Origin of the sequence: Desulfosarcina variabilis str. Montpellier, assembly GCF_048565275.1 — a bacterium.
GTDB classification, from domain to species: Bacteria; Desulfobacterota; Desulfobacteria; order Desulfobacterales; family Desulfosarcinaceae; genus Desulfosarcina; species Desulfosarcina variabilis.
This window is the reverse complement of the sequence record NZ_CP159846.1, coordinates 2,495,220-2,515,682: the sequence shown is the minus strand read 5'-3', so window position 1 is coordinate 2,515,682 and position 20,463 is coordinate 2,495,220. Positions and strand designations below refer to the sequence as shown.

Annotated in this window: 15 protein-coding genes; 3 read left to right on the top strand and 12 right to left on the bottom strand. The window is 55.1% G+C overall.

The features are described from left to right. Positions 1 to 28 precede the first annotated feature (28 nt). From Dvar_RS11365 to Dvar_RS11315, 11 genes are all read right to left on the bottom strand, one after another. A complete protein-coding gene (locus Dvar_RS11365) occupies positions 29 to 1,747 on the bottom strand; it encodes an eCIS core domain-containing protein (protein ID WP_419661816.1) in 1,719 nt (572 codons plus the stop codon). Continuing rightward, positions 1,744 to 2,001 (bottom strand): hypothetical protein, encoded by a 258-nt coding sequence (locus tag Dvar_RS11360; RefSeq protein ID WP_419661815.1) that lies wholly within the window; start codon positions 1,999 to 2,001, stop codon positions 1,744 to 1,746. The genes Dvar_RS11365 and Dvar_RS11360 overlap by 4 nt, the downstream gene beginning before the upstream one ends. 21 nt (positions 2,002 to 2,022) lie before the next feature. Further along, entirely contained in the window at positions 2,023 to 4,437 is a 2,415-nt protein-coding gene (locus Dvar_RS11355) for a S8 family serine peptidase (RefSeq protein WP_419661814.1), read from the bottom strand. A 27-nt stretch (positions 4,438 to 4,464) separates the two neighbouring features. Further along, on the bottom strand, positions 4,465 to 6,612 hold the full coding sequence (locus tag Dvar_RS11350) for an ATP-binding protein (protein WP_419661813.1): 2,148 nt from the start codon (positions 6,610 to 6,612) through the stop codon (positions 4,465 to 4,467). Beyond that, complete coding sequence (locus Dvar_RS11345; RefSeq protein ID WP_419661812.1) at positions 6,609 to 7,904, bottom strand: DUF4255 domain-containing protein; 1,296 nt, start codon at positions 7,902 to 7,904, stop codon at positions 6,609 to 6,611. Before Dvar_RS11345 ends, Dvar_RS11350 begins: the two co-directional genes overlap by 4 nt. After that, positions 7,901 to 8,986, bottom strand: coding sequence for a hypothetical protein (locus Dvar_RS11340; RefSeq protein ID WP_419661811.1), 1,086 nt, complete (start codon positions 8,984 to 8,986; stop codon positions 7,901 to 7,903). Before Dvar_RS11340 ends, Dvar_RS11345 begins: the two co-directional genes overlap by 4 nt. Continuing rightward, positions 8,983 to 9,753, bottom strand: coding sequence for a hypothetical protein (locus Dvar_RS11335; protein ID WP_419661810.1), 771 nt, complete (start codon positions 9,751 to 9,753; stop codon positions 8,983 to 8,985). Before Dvar_RS11335 ends, Dvar_RS11340 begins: the two co-directional genes overlap by 4 nt. 6 nt (positions 9,754 to 9,759) lie before the next feature. Next, complete coding sequence (locus Dvar_RS11330; protein WP_419661808.1) at positions 9,760 to 10,290, bottom strand: phage tail protein; 531 nt, start codon at positions 10,288 to 10,290, stop codon at positions 9,760 to 9,762. Between the two features lie 10 nt (positions 10,291 to 10,300). Then, entirely contained in the window at positions 10,301 to 12,061 is a 1,761-nt protein-coding gene (locus Dvar_RS11325) for a phage tail sheath family protein (protein WP_419661807.1), read from the bottom strand. A 118-nt stretch (positions 12,062 to 12,179) separates the two neighbouring features. Beyond that, positions 12,180 to 12,443, bottom strand: a complete 264-nt coding sequence (locus Dvar_RS11320) for a DUF3467 domain-containing protein (protein ID WP_419661806.1) — start codon at positions 12,441 to 12,443, stop codon at positions 12,180 to 12,182. A 356-nt stretch (positions 12,444 to 12,799) separates the two neighbouring features. Then, complete coding sequence (locus Dvar_RS11315; RefSeq protein WP_419661805.1) at positions 12,800 to 14,137, bottom strand: sigma 54-interacting transcriptional regulator; 1,338 nt, start codon at positions 14,135 to 14,137, stop codon at positions 12,800 to 12,802. Between the two features lie 889 nt (positions 14,138 to 15,026). Here Dvar_RS11315 and Dvar_RS11310 point away from each other — a divergent pair. The 3 genes from Dvar_RS11310 (at position 15,027) to Dvar_RS11300 (ending at position 19,892) form a co-directional block, all read left to right on the top strand. After that, entirely contained in the window at positions 15,027 to 16,616 is a 1,590-nt protein-coding gene (locus Dvar_RS11310; protein WP_419661804.1) for a response regulator, read from the top strand. A gap of 135 nt (positions 16,617 to 16,751) precedes the next feature. Beyond that, a complete protein-coding gene (locus tag Dvar_RS11305) occupies positions 16,752 to 18,488 on the top strand; it encodes a sigma 54-interacting transcriptional regulator (protein WP_419661803.1) in 1,737 nt (578 codons plus the stop codon). Positions 18,489 to 19,085: 597 nt separating this feature from the next. Next, the gene (locus Dvar_RS11300; protein WP_419661802.1) at positions 19,086 to 19,892 is read left to right on the top strand and encodes an EFR1 family ferrodoxin; all 807 of its coding nucleotides are present in this window, start codon (positions 19,086 to 19,088) and stop codon (positions 19,890 to 19,892) included. A gap of 202 nt (positions 19,893 to 20,094) precedes the next feature. Here Dvar_RS11300 and Dvar_RS11295 read toward each other — a convergent pair whose 3' ends face one another. After that, the gene (locus tag Dvar_RS11295; protein WP_419661801.1) at positions 20,095 to 20,430 is read right to left on the bottom strand and encodes an ABC transporter substrate binding protein; all 336 of its coding nucleotides are present in this window, start codon (positions 20,428 to 20,430) and stop codon (positions 20,095 to 20,097) included. Positions 20,431 to 20,463 lie beyond the last annotated feature (33 nt).

The following is a 20,463-nucleotide window of genomic DNA, read 5'->3' as shown; positions in this document are numbered from 1 at the left end:
ACTTTATAAAAAACGAAAATAATCGATCTCATAGTCGTTCAAGGTTGATAGTTTCGTGGCTCAGATTAAGTAATTCGTTCAAGTCTCCTAAATCATTTCTTGATAGAATCACTACGATATCAACCCTTCTTTCTTCTGGACATTCTCTACCCTGACATTGTGATTCCTCCTCTCCGAGTCCTGCTGCTTGTATATTTTGTTCGTTAAATATAGTACTGCAAAACCGATTTCGAACATTCAGAGCTCTTGATCGCGAAATATCAATATTTACGCTTTCACTTTCGGTAGTGCTTGCATGACCTTCAAATCGAACTCTCGTTCTGCCATTTCGAATACTGTCCTTAAGAACGGGGGGGAGACTAGAAAACCACACAAACATATGATCACTCGCTGTACTCGGAAATTCCGCACGACCTTCTGGAAAACCTTGAATTGTAAGGAGAGTTCGATCAGTTTCAACCATTTCTACCTCCCCAATTTCTACCTCCCCAATTATAGGTTCTCTCGGCGCTGGTTCGCCTTGAATCTGTACTACGAGACGATATTCACCAATATGTGTTTCGCCTGCTCCGTATTCTCTCCCCATAGAGCCTTGCACCCCCTCCCCTATTGTACCGCCGATAGTTGTTGTGGTGCTTGCTGTAGACGACAGACGAAATTGAACTCCCACTCTGTTTGAAATCTCAAACAATTCGATAGACCACGTTCCATTACCTCCCCCACCCTCAATGGGAACCGAACTCCTCGCTCTGTCTTGGACTGTAACACCCCCTTGATTGTCAACTACTACAGGCCACTCCAGGCGACATCTCCAACGTCCATTTCGATACTTTCCACCAAAAATAATATCACGAATAGCAACATCACATCCTTGCATAGTTCGCACTTCTCCATGAATTTTTGCAAGATATTCACCATGTGGAAGATTCACTTGTGGCGAATTATTAAATGTTGTAAAAGCTCTGTCCAAAAGCGTATGTCCATTGCGCATAAATTTATATCTCAAGTTAAAATCGATATAAGAAGGCACTAAGGATGACCACTCTCTTGGAAGAGAACGCCTAAATCGCATTATCAACCCAGACTTCGCGTATTTATTTAAAGAAGGTAGAAAAGCCAAATTCGTATCTTCGCAACTTTGTCTTTGATAACTATCTTGTTGCCCCGTCTGTTGAATAACATGAGCCAATTCATGAATAAGTACTTTACGTCCTAGTTGACTTCCATAAAAAGACAGACCAGACGTTAATACAACATCGCGTCCTAAAGTGTAAGCATAGGCATTTAGCTCATTTATTGATCGATCAGCCTCTGCTCCAGTATGCACCCGAACGCTGGAAAAGTCGTAACCGAAGCGTTGCTCCATATCCTGCCGTAACGATGATTCCAATGGCCTGCCGGGACTGGCCAGAGCTTGGTCAACAATAGCAGGCGCTGTATTTCTCTGCCTGGCTGGTCCCCCAGTGAGGCGCTGAATGTTCATAGGTGGGCTACCAGCTTTTGCGTTTGCCGGCATGGCCATCACTTGGTCGGCAATTCGATCCGCTTCCTGTTCGTAGATATCCCCCGGTTCGTTGACTTTGAGTTTGGGTTGAAGACTCAATTCCTTCTTGTTGCTATGCTCGTTCAACCCGACATCTACGTTAGCATGGGCCCCAAAGTCATGCTTACGCTTAAGTAACCCACCGGCCGAAGGCGTCACGATTGACTCTTGTTGATGTGTTTGCTTGGTTATTTGACTATTCATTTGCATATCCCCCGATACAAGGCACCAGCGATCTGCCTGCCGACTTGCTCGGGGCCAGCGTCGCTTGCCAGCTGAATGTCTGCGCTCCGCAAGTTGTAAAAAGCCCCACCCGTTTGTAGCGCATCACCGAGTCCGCCGTTTTTCAAACGCCGTGTCAATTCCGCTTCCACCACCGCCTGCAGCAACGGCCCCTGGCCTGGCCCCAGCGAGACACCGTCGAGGACCAGGCGTTTGATATGGAGGTTGATGTTCATTTCGTCTTCACCATCTTTTCCTCACCGGCTTATCTTCATTCCCCAGCCATTTAGTTTGCCCTTGTCCACCCCTGCCAGATCAGCCACCTGCAGTTTCCAGGCGCCTAGCACCGACTGGCCGCGCAGGGCCTGAAGGGCCGGCGTGTCGGCAAACCTGTAGCTGCGCACGAGGTTGTCCTGTGAGCCGCCGGTGCGGTTGTGCAGCACCACCGGCGTGTCGGCCGGCGACACCAGGGTGACGGTCAGATCACCGATGTAGGTGTGGGTGATATCCACGGACACCTCAAGATCCTGAACCTGTCCGCTTTCCGAGACGGCCAGGGTACGTTCGATACCGGTGGGATCGTTGTCGGGGATCTGTATGCCGGGTGTTTCCTGAACTTCGATTACCGTTGCGGCCCGCATAGCGATTTCGACCTCCCAGCGGTTCAGCGTGCCTTTGTCAGCCGGCGCCAGGTCCTGCACCCACAGCACCCAGTCGCCTTGAATCGACTCCCCGGCCAGATCGGAAAGGCCGGGCGTGGTGGCGGCATTGTATCGTTGCCGGATATTGTCGGCCGAGCCGCCGTTGCGCTCGTGAAGAACGACCTGCCGGCCCGACGGCGCGATCAGGGTAAGGCGCAGATCGCCGATGTAGGTATGGCTGATGTCCACGTCCACGTTGATTCCTGCCAGGCTGCCGGTATCGTTGATGCGCAGGGTATCGCGAACGCCGTTGGTGTCGTAGTCGGGAATAGCCAGTGCCGGAGATGAAGATTGACGCACCGTTTGCCCGACGGCCCCCTGCAATCGCCTTCGCGCTTCGGTCACGGCTTGAAATGCGTTGACCCGCCCAAAGCCGAACCACTGGGAGTGGCCGTTGGCATCGTAGGTACCGAAACGGTTGCCCAACTGCGGATCGGGATTGTTGTCCACGATCTTGTCGGCGGTGGATTGCAGGATGTCCCGAACATCGACGGCCGTTAGGTTTGGATTGGCCGAGAGAACCAGGGCGGCGACGCCGGCCACCGTCGGGCAGGCGCTCGAGGTGCCACCGAAATCCCGGGTGTAATCGGTGCTGGAGTAGCCGCTGGGTCCGACGCGGTCCGTGGTAACAATGCCACGCCCGTTTACGTCGGTCGTCACGCGCGGATAGGTCCCAGGTCCGACGTTGTTACTGGGTGCGCAGACCGAAACTTCCGGTCCCCAGTTGCTGTAAGCGGCCTTGGTCGCCATACTGCTGCAGGCGGCCACGGCGATGACATCATCATGGGCGGCGAAACCGGCCAGCCAGCGGGTCGGGCCGCTGGGCTGGTTGTTGGGCCAGCCGGTCTCGTTGACCGTGCCATCGATGGGACGGTTTTCATTGCCGGCGGCAAAAACCACCACGCAGCCTTTTCCGCCGCGCCCCATGGTGGCCAGCCGGTGCAGGGCGCTTTGCATGCGCAGGGACAGGCTGAAGTAATTCGTTGCCACGCCCCAGCTGCAGGACAGAACGCCGGCGCCATGGTCGACGACCCAGTCGCACAGGTCTTCGATGCTGTTGTCGTCAATCATCCCGCTGGTACGGATCGGCATGAGGGCGCAACCCGGCGCGACCCCCACGACACCGGTACCGTTTTCCTCTGCCACGGCAACGCCGCAACAGGCCGTGCCGTGATTGTCGTCCCACAGCTCGGGCATTGGGTCGAAATCCTGCCCGCCAAAATCCCGCGGGGCAACGATCTTGCCCGCCCCTTCAAAATCGGTATGGTAGAGGTCGCAGGAGTCGTCGGCTACGGCAACGACCACCGATCGTTCTCCGCGGGTGATATCCCAGGCATGTACCGCGTCGATGTGGCTGGCCGCATCGAGCCAGGGCCCGCCGGTATGAAAGAGATGCCACTGTTCGGCGAATAAGGTATCGGTCGGCGTGTAGTGGCTTTTGGAAGCCACGGCCATGTTCGGCTCGCTGAGCAGCACCTTGTCGTTCTGGGCCAGGCGGTTGGCGATCTTGATCGGGTTCTCGGCAGCCTGCGGGCCGACCCGGAAGATAAAGGCGCGCGCCACGTCACGGATTTCACGGACCAGTTTCAGCCCGAGTTTGGTTGTGATCTTTTCTATGTCGTCGTCGGAGACTTCCGGTTTGAACTGCACCGTGATTTCATCGGTCAGGTAAAGTTTGGCCAGCGGGTCTTCGGCCGGTGCGTAGACGTGCGATGCGAAGGCCACATCCCCGCCTTGCCGCACCCGGTCCATGACCGCATCCCGCTGTTCCACATCCACCGAGTACTCCTGCAGATTCTGCCGGCGCAGCCCCTTCCGGTGGGTCGCATGGTAGTCGGCTGCTACCTTCTCCTTGGCAACCCCCCGATTCAGCCGTACTGTAAACCGGTCCGGCACCTGCAACACGGCAACGCGCTCACCGGCACGCCACAGATAGTTCCCCAGATCCTTTTGCTTGTCTTTTTTAGCCATGTTCCTGCTCCTGTTGAATGGTGATGGTCATGCCCTGCTCCCCACGGATTGCAGCAAACGGAAATCCGCCTCGTTGATGGGTTTTTCCAGTTTACGGAACTCGGTTCTGGCAGCATCGTGAACAACCTCCATGGTTACCGCTGCACCGGTCCGAGCCGCCAGAAATGCGGCGTTCAGGGCAATATTATGAATACTGCCGCCGGTCAGATTGAGTTTGGCCAACTGATCACAGTTCAGCCCGTCGACCGGGACGCCGCAAAGGCCACACGACGCGTCCGTCTTGGGAAACACGTTCTGCCAGATGCGTTTGCGTTCCTTGAGCCCCGGAAACGGGAAATTCACGATAAAGCGCAGGCGGCGCATGAACGCGGCATCCAGGGCGCGCTTCATGTTGGTGGCCAGGATGGCCAGCCCGCGGTAGGCCTCCATGCGCTGCAACAGGTAATTGATCTCGATGTTGGCGTAGCGGTCGTGGCTGTCCTTGACTTCGCTGCGCTTGCCGAAAAGGGCGTCGGCCTCGTCGAAAAACAGGATCGCCCCGCTGTCCTCCGCGGCATCGAACACCCGGCGCAGGTTCTTCTCGGTTTCGCCGATGTACTTGTTGACCACCGCGGAGAGGTCGATGCGGTAGAGATGCAGTTTCAGTTCATTGGCGATGACCTCGGCGGCCATGGTCTTGCCCGTGCCGCTTTCCCCTGAGAAAAGAGCGCTGATGCCCAGGCCGCGGTTCATTTTGCGACTGAACCCCCAATCCTCATAGACCCGGCTGCGCTGCCGGACCTGCTGGGCGATCTGGCCGAGCAGCGTCCGCTCCTGGGCCGGCAGCACGATGTCTTCCCAGGTGGCCTTGGCGTCGATCCGCTCCGCCAGCCGGTCCAGCTTTGGCCGGGAAGCCGATAGGCAGGCGTTCCACAGGCGTTCATCCCGGCTGACGTCCGATTCTTCCTCGACGGTAATGGCGGCGGCGATCTTTCCGATCTCCTGTGGATTCATGTTGAACTGGGCGGCCAGCCGTCCGGCAAGCGCATCCGCCTCCGCCCCCAAGGCCTGCAGCCAGAGGGACCGCTGCTCCTGGGGCGTTGGTTTGTGGACCTGGACCGAAACCGCCGGGTGAACAGTGATCCGATTGGATTCCGCTACATCGAGGAAAAAGACGCCCCGGGCGCGGTCGATAAATCTTGCAATCGCCGCCGCCTGGGTTTCACCGGGACCGGAGCCGATAACGGCCCCCATGTCCACATAAAGGGCCAGGGGCATCAGCCGGCACTCCCGCTGCCACAGCCGACTGAACGCCTCGACGTCGGCCCACTGGGCGGGTAGGACCGCCGGGTCAAGACGATAAAGATGGAGCCCAAGGTCAATGGCCGCTCTCCGGGCCACGGCCCGCTTGCTCTCACCGTCCCGGCCCAACAGCTCGATGATGGACGCACGGCCGTCACTGACCCAGGCCTGCAACCGGTTCGTTATCTCGAGGGCCTGTTGTTCCTGGGACGGAGGAAGAACTGGCCTGTCGACCACATCCCTGAAAAGAGAATCGACCAGGGGCGACAGCCGGTCATCCAGCGTGTTGAGCCCTTTCAGGTAGTTGACGATGCGTTCGTCGGCGCGCAGGGCGCTGGCGGTCAGCGGTGTGGCGCCCGGCTGGTTGATCTCGATCAGGCGCCAATAACGTAAGGGCCGGTCGGCGGAAAGGGCGTCCCAGGCCGGATCGTCGAAAAGTGCCAGAGCCAGGGCGAAAGTGGGATAGGCCCGGTTCGGGTGCGCCTGGGCCTGGGCGCAGAGGGCCGGGATACGGGTGTCGAGTTCCATGGCCGCGCACAGCAGCAGAATCTGTTGCTCGAAGGTGGAAAGCCCCAGACAGCGTCCGAGAATGATCATGGCCGGCGGCGGTTCGGCCTTGGCAGCCTCCGCCATGGCCGCGGCGGCTGTTGCCAGGGCATTGTCAGGGGCTTTTTCGGCCGCTGGCGCAGGTTTGTTTGCCGTGTGTTTGCGCATCCCGAACCAGCCTCTGGGCGTTTCATCGACCAAAGGCGCCGGCGGCTCGGTTTTCCTGTTCTCCGGCGGCTGATCGGAAGCCGAGCCATTCGCGAGCCGACTCAGGCCGAGGCGCAGCCAGGCCATGGCCGCCACCAGATACCGGTCGTTGTTGGTCTGCCATTTGGTCAGATCGTTCATGTGATGCTCACCCGCTGGTTGGGGTCAAACACAAAATGTGGGGGCGGCGGCGCGTCCTCCCGGCTGAAAGGCATACTCTCGATGCCGTCCACCCGCAGACGGATGATTGCGTCGGTTACGGCTTCTGCATCCTCCATGACAAATACGATTTTATCCGGATCATCATCATCGATCGTGCCCGTGATCTCCCGGCCGGCCACCAGCAGAACGGTCCGCTGCTCCGCACGCACCCGCGGCCGACAGGTAATGGTCAGGGTGGCCGCGCCGTCGTCATCCCGCGCGATGGTGGTTCCCGGCTCAATGGCGGTGATGATGGGCGACAGGGGGATGGGCAGAGCATTGCTGGTGCATTCGCGGTCGGTTCCCGGCCGGTTCTGCACCACGGTCACCGTGTATACTCCCGGTGCCCAGTCGGTCTGGCTGGTCCCTGAACCGGGCTCGGGCAACCGGATTTTGAGCTCCTTGGCGGAAACATCGGCGGGTTCCGGCGACAGCTCATGGCTCACGTCCAGCCTGGAATGCCGAAAGCGCAGGAGCCCCCCCTCCCCGCTCAAGTTGCGGCCGCCCAAGATCACGGCCAGGCCCAGTCGGGCGGCGGGCAGCGAGATTGGACGCGGCCTCAGAATCGGATCCTGATCCATGCCAAAGTAGGCCTTTTCAAGAACCGCAAAGGGGCCCAGCAGGGTATCCACCCCTTGATCGGTATCGCCCCGCTTCAGCACCGGCAAGGCCGGCTGCGTCTGCAATTCGCTTTCGATCAGGACCACCGCGGCCTCGTAGGCCAGGGAGAGGGCGTAGGGCGTCTGAAAGAAAACCGACCAGAGCTTGGCCATCTCTTCCAGAGAGACTGCCAGGGGGCTGAATTTCACCTGCTCCACTGCGTCGGCCAGGTTCGAATCGGTCAGAAAGGTCTGGCTGCTGATCGCATCCTGGATCACCGTGCGCGTAAGCAGCGGTTTGGCGTGCAGATCCCGGACAACAGCCCCGAGCATGCGTTGGGTTTCCAGATCGCTGCCACTGCCGTAAAAGGCCAGCAGATAATGCAGGTTAATCGCCGCCGTGGGACGCATGACCAGTTTGCCGTCGGCTGAACGCATGGGCAGATCGTTGTTGCGCATGGCTCCGTTGGGCGACACCTGATAGAGAAACAGGTGAATGCGGTTTGCCGGGCTGCCGCTGGGATCCGGAGGCCCCGTCACCACATCGCTGCCAGCCACCATGGACTGGGCCGCGGTCCGTACGATCTGGGCCAATGCGGTGGTCACCGTGGCGATGGCCAGGGCGTTGCTCATCGTGCGCCTCCATTTCGCCGTTCGAGATAATCATCCAGACTCATGGGTGCCGGCCGCCTGGGCTGGGGACGTTTTGACGCTGCCTGGGCCATGGCCCGCACCTCGACACGGCCGATGGTGACATTGATGACCGGCTCCGGCTCGGGTGCTGGTGGCCTTGGTTGGGGCGCACTGGGAATGGCCGGTGTGATCCGGACGGCAGGCGGTTTTAAAATTCCCCCATCCTGATCCGCATAACCGGGTCTGTCGTGGTCACATCCCTTTGAATGCCGTTCCTGAATAGCCGTATGTTCCGTCTCAAGAGGAGAAAGTAAAGATGCGGCACGATCTTCCTTGAGGAAAGCTTGATCGCCCACCTTTACCCTTGAGTGAGATGTTTGCCGACTTATGTGCGCGTCCGGCTGCACATGGCTCACGTTGACTGTGAGAGGGGTGACCCGGACAGCCGATGGGGGTCCGGTCCCGGAGCAGACCGGTTTCGTTTCATCGCAGAGTTGAATCAGGGACTGATCTCGATCAGCCATATCGACATGCTGAGTATTCCCGGTATGGGCCTTAGCATCGACAGGACGATTATTCGACCTTGGCTCACGATACAAAGATGCGGGTTCGTCGTGGGCTGTTTCGCGCTTTGGGGGGGTATCGCCAATGATGGGAACAGCAGGTTCATGATTTGACGATCCGGCCTGGCCGGCATCCGCTGTTTGGGTTGCAAAAGGAAACAACGGTACCTTCTCAGGCTGCGCCCATGTAGGTTGCGGTTCTTCTTCCACGGCTGGTGAAACAACGCCTGGGGCCGGGTTGGCCGGCCTCGATTCAGCGACAGCCGGCGATAGGATCGGTGCGTCTGGAAAGGCCGGCAATTCGGGATGGGTTGGCTCGACGGGTACTCTTGCATTTTTTTTCAACGGTGCCATGGGCGCCATAACGGCCGTTTCGTCCATCCCGATCGGGCCATCGACCTCAGTATGCGCCACCCTTAAATAAGAGTTCTCCGGCTCGTAAATCGAAGGAATACGCGGTGTGATCCGGGGTGGTGCATTCCTGTGTCGATCGATGAGCGAGTCTAAAAAATCCATCATTGTCTTGCCATTTCCAGATAAATTTGCCTGCGCATCGGACTCATCGCCAGAATATCCGCTTCCCGCCAGCCGTAGCGCTTTGCCAATAGATGCACGGTCCGCAGCATGCGCTGGGCCCAGGCATCGATTTCAGCCCATAAATAGGAAACAATATCGAAGACGACCGCCCAGCAATGCCCGCAAGCGGGGCAGCTAAGATCGATCTGGAGATTCGCCTGGGGATCGGCGGTTTCCATCTCCTCAACCACAGCCTGCAGCGCGGTCTCTGAAAGTTGATCAAAAGACATGGATTCGCCGTCTTCCGTGGTTGCTTCAATCAGGCAACGTTCTATCAACTGCTTGCGCATCACCCTGGCATCGGTCTGCCCGGCTGAGAAAAACAGGTCATCGCTATTGGGCAGACGGCACTTGATGCGATATTTTTCCACTGTAATCTCAAGGAGATCTGCTGCCCTTTGAGAAGCACCGGAAGCACAGTCTGGAGGGGGGTCTACCTGGCGGACGAGCAGATCGCTCACATTTGACTCCCACTCCAGCCGTTCTGAACAGGCCGGACACTTCGTTGTGCTGGTCATGCGGAATCCAAATAAAGCCTGGCGGAGCATTAAGAGCCGGGCATCCCGCTCGCCGATGGTTATCCCTGCCAGTGTCTTCATTGACTGCTCAGGGTAACCGACTTTCAGAAGACTGAGCGCACGATTCACGGCCTGCTGTAAAAGCCCCTTTTCCCAAGCATCCAATAGTCTTAGTTCAGTAGGATCATGCATAGCGAATTACGTCGGTGAAGGTTCATCGAAAGTGGGCTCGGTCGGTTCTGAAACGACATAATCCCGTTCCCAACCCTCGTTTTCGAGTTTGATGGTCTGGATGGCGACGGCATTTGCATTCGCATCCAGATCGGGCAACGCCTGGTACTCGGATACCCAGCAGCGGAAAACCTTATAGGCAATGGCAAGCTGACCGGCCTCGTTGTACATCTCGATGATGATGGGTTTCCGGAAATCCTTGAGAGAGACCTCGGATCCGAGTCCGGAACCATAGTTCCAAACCTTGTTTGCCCAAATTTCAAATTCCTTGTCGTGGGTCACCCCTCTCTCCAATGTAATGGGTTCGTACTTCGTACGCCCCGGTGACCGTCGGCTGCTGCTGGGATCGCCGCCCTCACGGTGTTCCACAACCTCCGTAGTGCGTTTCAGGGCGCTGACCTTGCTCACACCGGCCACGTATTTGCCATCCCACTTCACCCTGAATTTAAAATTCTTATAAGGGTCAAAACGTTCTGTATTAACTGTGAATTGGGCCATAATTCACTCCTTAAGTTTGGATCTGTCCAGCTATCTGCTGAATCTTGATGATAACGAATTCCGCCGGTTTGAGTGGCGCAAAGCCGACGACGATATTTACGATCCCGAGATTGATGTCATTTTGGGTTGTCGTCTCCTTATCGCATTTGACGAAGTAGGCGTCCTGCTGAGTCGTTCCCTGGAAGGCCCCCTGTCGAAAGAGGTTGTGCATGAATGCCCCGACGTTTAGTCGAATCTGTGACCAAAGCGGCTCATCATTGGGTTCGAAAACCACCCACTGAATGCCGCGATAAAGACTTTCCTCGATATAAAGCGCAAGCCGCCGGACCGGAACGTACTTATACTCATCAGCCAACTGATCCGCCCCCCGCAACGTACGCGCTCCCCAGACGACGCGGCCGTTAACCGGAAAGACGCGCATGCAGTTGATGCCGAGAGGGTTGAGCATGCCGTTTTCGGCATCGTTGAGGGGGACGTTAAGACCCTGAATGCCGATGATCGCGGCATCCAGCCCAGCCGGTGCTTTCCATACCCCCCGCGCGGTATCGGTGCGCGCCATGATTCCGGCGATGATGCCGCAGGGGACAAAGGCTTCGATTTGCCCGTCGCGGAGCGGATCGGTCTCAAGTACGCGGGGGAAGTAGAGCGCGGCGTTGCGTGCCGCCTCCCCCGACAACCCGAGAGCGGAAAGCCCTTTTTTGGCGCTGGCGGCCGCTGTATCTTTGTTTGCAGTCCAGGCGGCGGGCGAATCGACAAGCAGCATCGCGCGCCGCGCCACGCAATAGGCCATGGCGGTCTGATAGACGACCGGCGGGATATCACCGCCACGGGTGTCCGGCGGAATGCACAGCAGGTTGAACAGATCGGCTTTGTCCAATGCGTAAATGCCGGTTTTGTCTTCCTTGCTGCCTTCGTAAACGGGCTGGTCGAGCGCTTTACCATCAGAGCCCCCCATAGCCCCTTCGGCTTCTAACAGGGCCTCTTGCGCCGCCGCAATGTCGTCTGCCACCCGGGGTACAGCCGCCAATGCCGCGGCCAGCTGTATTTCAGCCTTGGTCGCGTCGTCGTCCAGGTCCTGTTTGGCGGTCTCGTAGGCTTCTCTGGCCGCAGTAACGGCTGCATCATCGACAGCTATGGCATTCAGTGCATCGTTCAGGTCCTTAAGCCTGCCCCGTGCCGTAGCTACTTTGCCCATCGCCGGCACCGCACTGGGCCAGGCACCTTTCCACGCCACCAGGCTCGATCTGGCCTTAAGTACCCTGTCGACACGGCCGGCGTTGTCCGTGACGGTCAAATTCAGAAATTTTTCAACACTACTCCCCAACCGGATAGTCAGGTTAAAAAGGGCATCGGTGTCACTTAGCCCCAAACGTGTTCGTATTTCATCTGAAACTTCAACGTCGATGGTTGCACGCAGTTTCTTGCCCCACTGTCCAGGAGATGCGGCGGTCAACGCCAGATCGTCAACCGTCAAACTGGCATTGGCATCGCCGTTTGTATCTGAATCGTTGTAAAGCCTGACAATAATGGCCTGGCTGCCGCCGTTGAGATAAAAATCGCGCACGGCATAGCTTAAGGGATAATTGACACCAAGCCCACCAAACTGGCGTTCGAAATCACCAAAGCTATTAATCGTCACCGGTTCATTGGCGGGTCCCATGATGGTTCTTCCCAAAAATGCGGTGATCGACGTGGCAACACCTGTAATCGTACGTACGCCGCTAGGGATCTCCTCAATATACACGCCCGGATAAGTAGTTGCGACAGGCATGAAGCATCCTCCTCTTGGTTGATTGATAGCGATAACCCTCAGGAATCAAATACTGACAAATTAGGTGTCAGAGTAAATTCCCGTTCTATTTTTTGTAGGCATCAAACCAAAAACGTCGTCATTGAGTATCCGGGCTGGTTCGCTCCACCCCGCTCGCATTGAGCGGCCCGAACTTCGCTTCATATTTTTCGATGGTTCCAGACAGGTTCAGTAGCAGTTCCTTGGCATCGTCGGGGCTGGCAATGATCCTCGTGAGAATTCGCTGTTCAGCAGTATTCGTTTTCTGATAAAAGACCAGTTCGATCACATGTTCTCGAAAGCCTGTCTTGAACTGATTGGCCCATCTGGCTTCGGGTTCGCGGCAGTTGTGCTGATCTCGCATGTACGGCTCCATATTCCACCATAGATTGGGCCACTTGAGTTCGCGGCTTATACTGGTACTCAAAGCAATTTGAGCGCCATGATGCCAAGCAAACCTTTACTTTTCTTATCCAATTGAAATTATTCAATTATCGCACATATCAAACAATCGATTATTTGGCTTGCCTCTTTTTCGCCTGTCGCGCCTGTTACAGTAGAGCATCGAAACCGGATAAAGAGTAATAGCTCAGCGGTGAGAAATCTTTGGTGAATTTTAACAAATGGAGGCGAAATATCATCAGATTTAATGTATTTTCAAAATGGCTGAGCAGAGCGGATGACAGTCACAGGAGCATGTTACAGGCAGGTGTTACAATGTTACACCTGACGATGAGAACGCTTCTCAACGATCTGGTACCTGGAGATCTTCCGATACAGGGTCATGCGCGACCAGTTGAGTTTTTTGGCGGCGGTAGTCTTATTCCAATTGGTTTCCAGCAGGGCCGATATGATTTGTTTGCGCTCATTCACCGGTGCATGCTGGTGCTTGATCAATTTATTTTTGAAGTAGGCCGGCAGATCGGCAAAATCGATATTTCCCAGCGGCATGTTCACGTATGCGCCTTCGAGTACATTGATCAGTTCCCGGACGTTCCCGGGCCAGTCGTAGCGATACAGCAAATCGATGGCGTCCTTACTCAGGCCCTGAACATCCCGGTTGAATTTCCGGTTGAGTTTCCTGATGCAATGATCCACCAACAGTGGAATATCCTCCCGGTGCTCTCGTATGCTAGGCATGTGAATTCTCGCGACATTGAGCCGATAGAATAGATCGTCTCTGAATGCGCCTTCTTCGATGATGCTTTCCGGTTGCCGGTTGGTAGCGGCGATCAACCTGAAATCCAAAGCGACGGGATGTGCGCCGCCCAGTGGAGAGACCTCTCTATCTTCAATGACCTTCAGAATTTTAGCCTGGGCAAAGGGCGTCATATCGCCGATCTCATCCAAAAAAACAGTTCCCCCCTGGGCCAGTTCAAACCGGCCGCGGGTCGTATCCACCGCACCGGTAAACGCACCGCGCTGGTAGCCGAACAATTCACTTTCGACAAGACTATCGGGCAGTGCGGCACAGTTGACGCTGATCATGGGCTTTCGGCCACGAGCACTGTTTTCATGGATAATACTTGCCGCCAGTTCCTTTCCCGTGCCGGTTTCTCCGGTAATCAGCACCGTGCTATCGACAATAGAGACCCGATCCAGAAGATCTTTCAGTTCTTCCATGGTTCTGCTTTTCCCAACCAACTTATCGGAAAATTGTCCTTCGGATACTGCTATCGATTTACAGCCGTCGTGCGTGCATAACTGTTGTTGAATGCTTGCCAATAGATCCTTTTCACAAAGGGGATATTTAAAGTAGTCGTCGACACCGGCTTTCAAGGCGCCGATGGCCAGCGATTCGCTGCTTTTTGGTGCCACCAGAAACACGGGAGTTGAAGAAAAACGGCTTTTGATTTGGCCAATGGTACTCAACACGCCTGACTCCGATTCCGTGCCGCTGTGCACGACGACGAGATCGGGTTGATGTTGACCAATGGTGTCCATGGCGGAGGCGCCAGGAGCCGTGCGGATCCACGAGGCCTTGTGGGCTATTCGTTGATCGGCCATAAAATCCGGCGGACAGCCGGTGCATGACACAAATACAATAATTGGATGCATAACATGCACCCCCATTCTGTTTGGGTCTGCGGTGCACCCCTTGGTAAGAAAAATTAGTAACGGAACCAGATAGGAAGGTTTGCCAACGGCGGACTTTTAGAAAAATAGCATGTACTATTGATCAACGATAAATTATTTGAGGCACATTGATTATCCTTTAATACCATGTAGAGCGATATAAATCCATCCTCTGCCTAATATTATCAAACCTCCTATGACATGTTTGTTTCACATTTTTCAAAAATAGAATGTGATGGGTGTCACAGGTTAAAAAAAACATATCTTTTCGGCACATTCACGTTAGCGTGATCTTGGAAATCGCACGCCGCTTTTTCCGCCAAAATCAATGTAACCTTATTTGGATCGATTTGTATTTTTCGCGGGCATGGACCGCTCTTACATTTTCCCAACGGCCTTGCCTGGTCATGTGCGTTTTTTTTAGGAGCCGGCCAAAACGGCAATCCAATCACCGGTCATTTCATTGTCGCGGCCATGGACCGCTCCTACAATCAACCTGCTGGACCGAAGATTCGTTCTTAGGCCGCAGGCTGAAGGCCGGATGGAATTCCGGCCATTGTAATTATGCCATGTCGAACTTTACGACTACGAGCACCGCTTCGCTGAGCACGACAGGCATTGGCGTTTTTTCGTGCTCGTGCGCGTGCGCGTAATCGATCATCATTTTTTACTATCGAGCGATGAAATTCCCGCTGAACACATCCAAAATTACAAATGCTGGCCAAAACGGCAATGCATTGACCTGCCACACTGAATTTTCTATATTGGGTCTGAATCGTCCCTGTGCCCAATTGCTTAAAACATATAGGATACACAAACTGGCTGCAAACGCAGCCACCGGTCGCACAGCCAGGCAGAAAATGAGGCCACCATGACCACCCCCGACCCATGGTCCGTCCTGATCATCGATGATGAACCGGATATCCGCGAGGTCACCAGTATGACACTCATGGATGACGGATATCGGGTGGAAACCGCCGCCGACGGCATCGAGGGGCTGGACCGCCTTGAAGCGTTCGGCCCGCAGATCGTCATCACCGATATCCGCATGCCCGGCATGGACGGCCTCCAAGTACTCGAAGCCGTCAAACAGCGCTCTGCCGACACTGAAGTGATCGTGGCCACCGCCTTCGGCGAAATGGAAACCGCCATCCGCGCCCTGCAACTGGATGCGTCGGATTTCATTACCAAGCCCATTCACACCGATGCCATGATGGTGGCCCTCCAGCGGGCCCGTCAGCGCTACACCACCCGCCAGCAGATCAAGGATTACACCCGCCACCTGGAAAAGGGCCTCGACCGCACCACCCGGCAATTGGAAGAAACCGTAGCTTACCAGGATCGGCTGATCGAAAGCTCCATGGACGGGATTTGCGGCTGCGACGCGGATGGGCGAGTCGTCACCTTCAACCGTTCCATGGAAAAAATGGTGGGCGTCGATCGCGCTCATGTGATCGGCAAGCTTGGCATGGACCATTTTTTCAACCCCGACGACTACCAAACGCTTCAGTCGGATCTTGCCGCCCCCGGCCACGGTGGCAGCAATCGATTGATGCTTTATGAAACCAATCTCTTGGACCGCCATCGACACCCCGTGCCGGTACAACTGTCCGCCAGCGTGTTGATGGAAAACGGTACCCGCGCCGGGCTGGTCTGCTTTTTTCGGGACCTGCGCCGGATTCACCGCTTGCAGCAGGAAATGGCCGATCAAGCGCGCCTTTTGCACCAGGACAAAATGATGAGCCTGGGACGCCTGGCGGCCAGCGTGGCCCATGAGATCAACAATCCCCTGGCCGGGATTCTCAACTACATCCGATTGATGCTGCGCACCTTCAAAAAGGGCCCGCTGCCGGCCCACACGCAGCAGCAGTTCACCGATTACCTGGCACTGGTGGAAACCGAAACCGATCGCTGCTCGAAAATTGTCTCCAGCCTGCTCACCTTTTCACGCAAATCCCCGGTTTCCATGCAGCCCGTTGCCATGGATGACGTCGTGGCGCGCAGCACGGTTCTGGCCCGGCATCGCCTGGAACTGGGCAACATCACCCTGGCCCTCGAAACGACCGAGGGCCTGCCCACCATCGTTGGGGATGCCAACCAGCTCCAGCAGTGCCTGCTCAATCTGATTTTCAATGCTATCGACGCCATGCCGGGCGGCGGCACACTCACCCTGAAGTCTGCCGTGGAAACAGATCCCCCGTCGGTGGTAGTAGCGGTAACCGATACAGGGCATGGGATTGACAAAAAGGATATGGGACACCTGTTCGAGCCTTTTTTTACCACTAAGGAGGAAGGATATGGAATCGGTCTGGGCCTTTCCACCACGTATGGCATTATCGAGCGGCATGGTGGTCGGTTGACCGTCGACAGTCAGCCGGGTCAGGGGACCACCTTTACGATCCGATTGCCACTGCCCTCGGCGTCACCAAACAAGATCAAGGAAAATCGCCAATTGTCATGAACATTGAAATACACACATAGTTGATTATCATTAATAAAAGCCCACCGGTTGATTTCTGGATGTAAAGTTGCCTGTCTCCGGCTTTGATAACAGCGACCTGAAAATGAGCACTTCCGGCAACCATAGGAGGATGGCATGACAAAGGACAACAGACCTTCCCACCGCCAGTTGGGCGTACGCTGTGATCACTGGCTTGAAGTTCTAGACGAATTGAATATCGGTGCTTTTGTAGCTGACAGCCGGCGGCAAATCATGGCCATCAACCTGAGCGCCCAGGCGCTTTTGGGACTGCGCGAACCCGAAGTGATTGATCGGGACTGCCGCGAGGTGTTCACCGGTGTCCCATGCACGGTTGCCTGTGTTCTCGACCATCCGGAAGGCACCAGTGACAACAGTCCGGACATGGAGGTCACCGACGAAGAGAATCAGCGTCACCTGATCACCCGCATGGCAACCCCCATTTATCATCCTTTAGGAGAAGTAGTGGGGTGTATGACCATCCTGCAGGACCATTCGCCCATCACCCAGTTGATTGACCGGCTGCACTATGAAGAGAGGCGGCTCAAGATTATTCTGGACAATCTGGATGTGGGCATCTTTACCGTCAATCGGGGAGGACTGATTAATTTTTTCAATTGTGCTGCTGAAACGATTTCCGGCTACGACCGTCACCAGGTGCTGGGTCAGTCCTGCGCCAGGATTTTCTCTGGAGAAAAGGCCAAAGACGTCTGCCTGCTCAAAAACTCAATGGCCACGGGCAAGGCGCGTATGAATCGCAAGGGGCATATGACCGACAGGGACGGTGTAACCATTCCCATTCGTGCCACCTATATGGCCTTGAAAAATGAGAAAAATATCATCGTTGGCGGTCTGGCCACCTTTCATGACATGACCCTGGCGCACCAACTTAACCGGGCCATCAGCAATCGCTACACCTTCCACGATATGATCGGCAAGGAACCGGCCATGCAAAAAGTCTTTGAAATGGTATCCGTTGTGGCCCCCAGCGACGCCACCGTGCTGGTGGAAGGCGCCACCGGGACCGGCAAAGATCTGCTGGCCAAGGTCATCCATTCGGCCAGCACCCGTACCACCGGTGCGTTTGTCAAGGTCAACTGTGCGGCCATTCCGGAAAACCTCATCGAATCGGAAATCTTCGGCTACGCCAAAGGCGCCTTTACCGGGGCCGATCGCGACAAACCCGGACGCTTTGCCGATGCCGAGGGCGGCACCATTTTTCTGGATGAGATCGGCGACCTGCCCCTTTCCCTGCAAGCCAAGCTGCTGCGCGTGCTGGAAGATCGCGAGTTCTATCCGCTTGGCTCGCGGCGCACACAGAAAGTCAACGTGCGCATCATCTCGGCCACCAACCGGCAGCTCAGGACGCTGGTCGACCAGGGACTGTTTCGCGAGGATCTTTACTACCGGCTCAATGTCATGCGCATTGAGCTGCCGCTGCTCAAAGACCGCCGGGGCGACCTGCCCCTTTTAATCCGTCACATTGCTCGCAGCCTTTGCGCGGCCCGCGGTGTCACCCCACCGGCGATTTCCAAGGCAGCCATGCAGGTTCTACTCAACTACGACTACCCGGGCAACGTACGCGAATTGGAAAATATCCTGGAACATGCGCTGATCATCTGCCGGGAAGCGGTCATCCATCCCGATCATCTGCCGGATTACGTCAGGCAGGGCAAACCAGCCAAAAAAAAGCCCCCGGCGCAAATCGTTCCGGCGACCTCCCCCACCGCGGAACACCAGCGCATCCTGGACGCGCTAGAGAAAACCGGAGGACATCGCCTTAAAGCAGCCCGCGAACTGGGCATGGAGCGCACCACCTTGTGGCGCAAAATGAAAAAGTACGGCATTGGGTAACCGTTGGAGGCGGGTATTGGGCAACTGCATGCATCCGGGAAACAGACCCGTTCAAACTGATTTGATCCAGTTTTCGCATTCTCTTTTCAGGAATTCGTTCATTGATTATTTTCTCAGCGGTATCGTTTAGGTGAGCAGTAAGTTCCTTATCGAGTTCGAGAAACTGGGGCCATAGGGTCTTGTCCACAAACGTTTCAGAAACTTTAGCCATAACAGTAGTATACCGTTGACGATAATACCTGTACGGCTTTATGTTGTAACGCCTCAGTAAGGCAGCAAAGAGCTTTCTGGACCACATATTTTGCATAGTAAATTTATACTCGATAGGCGGGTTCGTCTCTTTGCATTGTTCAATCTTATTTATTTTCATACCATATAGCATTCAATTTTTCTATTAAAGCCACTCCAACCAACACTGCTGGCCGTTGATATACTTGATTTGACTCCAAATGCAGTTACCATCTCTGGAAGCCACACCGGGCAAATTGGTTTTTTTTGAGATTTTGCCCAATAAAAAGGTTGATCCGGGAAAAAAGTCGTTGTAGATCAGACCGCTGTACGCGCAGTCGCAAACACGAAAAATCTAAAGGAGGACGGATGGATATACAATCACTGAAAATTGCCTATTTTTCCCCCACGGGGACAACCAAAGCGATCATCCAAGGCATCGCACGCGGGATCGATCACAGCAGCTCGGAAGTCATCGATATCACCAAACCCGATCTTAGAAAGCAAACGCTTCATGCATCGCCAGATGACCTGCTGATGGTGGCCGTGCCGGTTTATGCCGGAAGAGTGCCGGCGGTATTGCAAGGCTGGCTGAATGAGATAAAGGCCAGCGATACACCGGCGGTCTGCGTTGTTGTTTATGGAAATCGTGATTATGACGATGCATTGCTTGAGCTTAAAGACACTCTGCAAAAACGCGGATGCAAACCAATTGCTGGCGCAGCATTCATTGGTGAGCATTCATTCTCCGGTCCGGACACACCCATTGCCGTTGCGCGTCCTGATGGCGAGGATTTGGGTCATGCCGAAGCGTTTGGGCGAAAGCTTAAAGACAAACTGCTTTCGTTATCGTCTGCCGACCAGATTTCTGAACTGAAGGTACCCGGCAACTTTCCTTATAAAGAGGGGATGAGAAAGATCACTGGCGATTTTATCGCCGTCAGCGATGCGTGCACCCAATGCGGCGTTTGCGCGCAGGAGTGCCCGGTTGATGCGATCGATGCGAAAGACAGCTCGACTATTGATCGCGAAAAATGCATTTTGTGCTGCGCCTGTATCAAAGGCTGTCCGGAAAAGGCCCGCACGATGATGGCCGGCCCGGTCATGGACATCGCCATACGACTCAACAAAGCGTGCCAAGAGCGAAAAGAGCCAGTGTTTTTTATCGATAATTGAAACCCTCTTTTGAGCAATCCTGCCCCATTTACGGTATCAGACGGCTTTTCGCTATGGGCGCCTGCAGCGAAAAGCCGTCTTTTTTTGTCCACGGTGATCTTTTTATTAGGTGTTTGACGATATCCAACACACTAAAAACAGAGTCGCTTTCGAATGGAAAGACAATTTTTCTGTTGCTGATAAAACATGAATTTACAAAAAGCTATGGTGCATTTTCAATCAACTGGACCCCTTTGAGGAGAATCGGTTTCGGTTTGATACCGAACGCCTTCATCACAGTGACATTGATAATTGGTTTACCCAGTTGGTTTCGGGTGATCGGGATACTGGAGACGGGAGTTCCCTGCATAGCCTTGAGAAGCATTTTAGCCGCAGTGAATCCCTGTTCCTGAACAGATTGGGCCATTCCACACAACATCCCGTATTGAATACTAAGCTTATTACCGCCAATTAAAGGCTTGCCGAACACGTCAGCAAGTTTAGGCAGGATCTGTTTATCTGTAAGATTATAGCCATTGTCATCTTTTGTGCCATGCATGCTCGGTACAAACAACACATCACACAGCGGTTT

What these genes read in the sequence shown, in the direction of transcription:
- Dvar_RS11345 (WP_419661812.1), bottom strand. Translation starts at nt 7,904, where the DNA reads ATGAGCAACGCCCTGGCCATCGCCACGGTGACCACCGCATTGGCCCAG.
- Dvar_RS11300 (WP_419661802.1), top strand. Translation starts at nt 19,086, where the DNA reads ATGGATATACAATCACTGAAAATTGCCTATTTTTCCCCCACGGGGACA.
- Dvar_RS11310 (WP_419661804.1), top strand. Translation starts at nt 15,027, where the DNA reads ATGACCACCCCCGACCCATGGTCCGTCCTGATCATCGATGATGAACCG.
- Dvar_RS11295 (WP_419661801.1), bottom strand. Translation starts at nt 20,430, where the DNA reads ATGCATGGCACAAAAGATGACAATGGCTATAATCTTACAGATAAACAG.
- Dvar_RS11305 (WP_419661803.1), top strand. Translation starts at nt 16,752, where the DNA reads ATGACAAAGGACAACAGACCTTCCCACCGCCAGTTGGGCGTACGCTGT.
- Dvar_RS11320 (WP_419661806.1), bottom strand. Translation starts at nt 12,443, where the DNA reads ATGCGAGATCAGCACAACTGCCGCGAACCCGAAGCCAGATGGGCCAAT.
- Dvar_RS11350 (WP_419661813.1), bottom strand. Translation starts at nt 6,612, where the DNA reads ATGAACGATCTGACCAAATGGCAGACCAACAACGACCGGTATCTGGTG.
- Dvar_RS11340 (WP_419661811.1), bottom strand. Translation starts at nt 8,986, where the DNA reads ATGATGGATTTTTTAGACTCGCTCATCGATCGACACAGGAATGCACCA.
- Dvar_RS11315 (WP_419661805.1), bottom strand. Translation starts at nt 14,137, where the DNA reads ATGCATCCAATTATTGTATTTGTGTCATGCACCGGCTGTCCGCCGGAT.
- Dvar_RS11335 (WP_419661810.1), bottom strand. Translation starts at nt 9,753, where the DNA reads ATGCATGATCCTACTGAACTAAGACTATTGGATGCTTGGGAAAAGGGG.
- Dvar_RS11330 (WP_419661808.1), bottom strand. Translation starts at nt 10,290, where the DNA reads ATGGCCCAATTCACAGTTAATACAGAACGTTTTGACCCTTATAAGAAT.
- Dvar_RS11365 (WP_419661816.1), bottom strand. Translation starts at nt 1,747, where the DNA reads ATGAATAGTCAAATAACCAAGCAAACACATCAACAAGAGTCAATCGTG.
- Dvar_RS11355 (WP_419661814.1), bottom strand. Translation starts at nt 4,437, where the DNA reads ATGGCTAAAAAAGACAAGCAAAAGGATCTGGGGAACTATCTGTGGCGT.
- Dvar_RS11360 (WP_419661815.1), bottom strand. Translation starts at nt 2,001, where the DNA reads ATGAACATCAACCTCCATATCAAACGCCTGGTCCTCGACGGTGTCTCG.
- Dvar_RS11325 (WP_419661807.1), bottom strand. Translation starts at nt 12,061, where the DNA reads ATGCCTGTCGCAACTACTTATCCGGGCGTGTATATTGAGGAGATCCCT.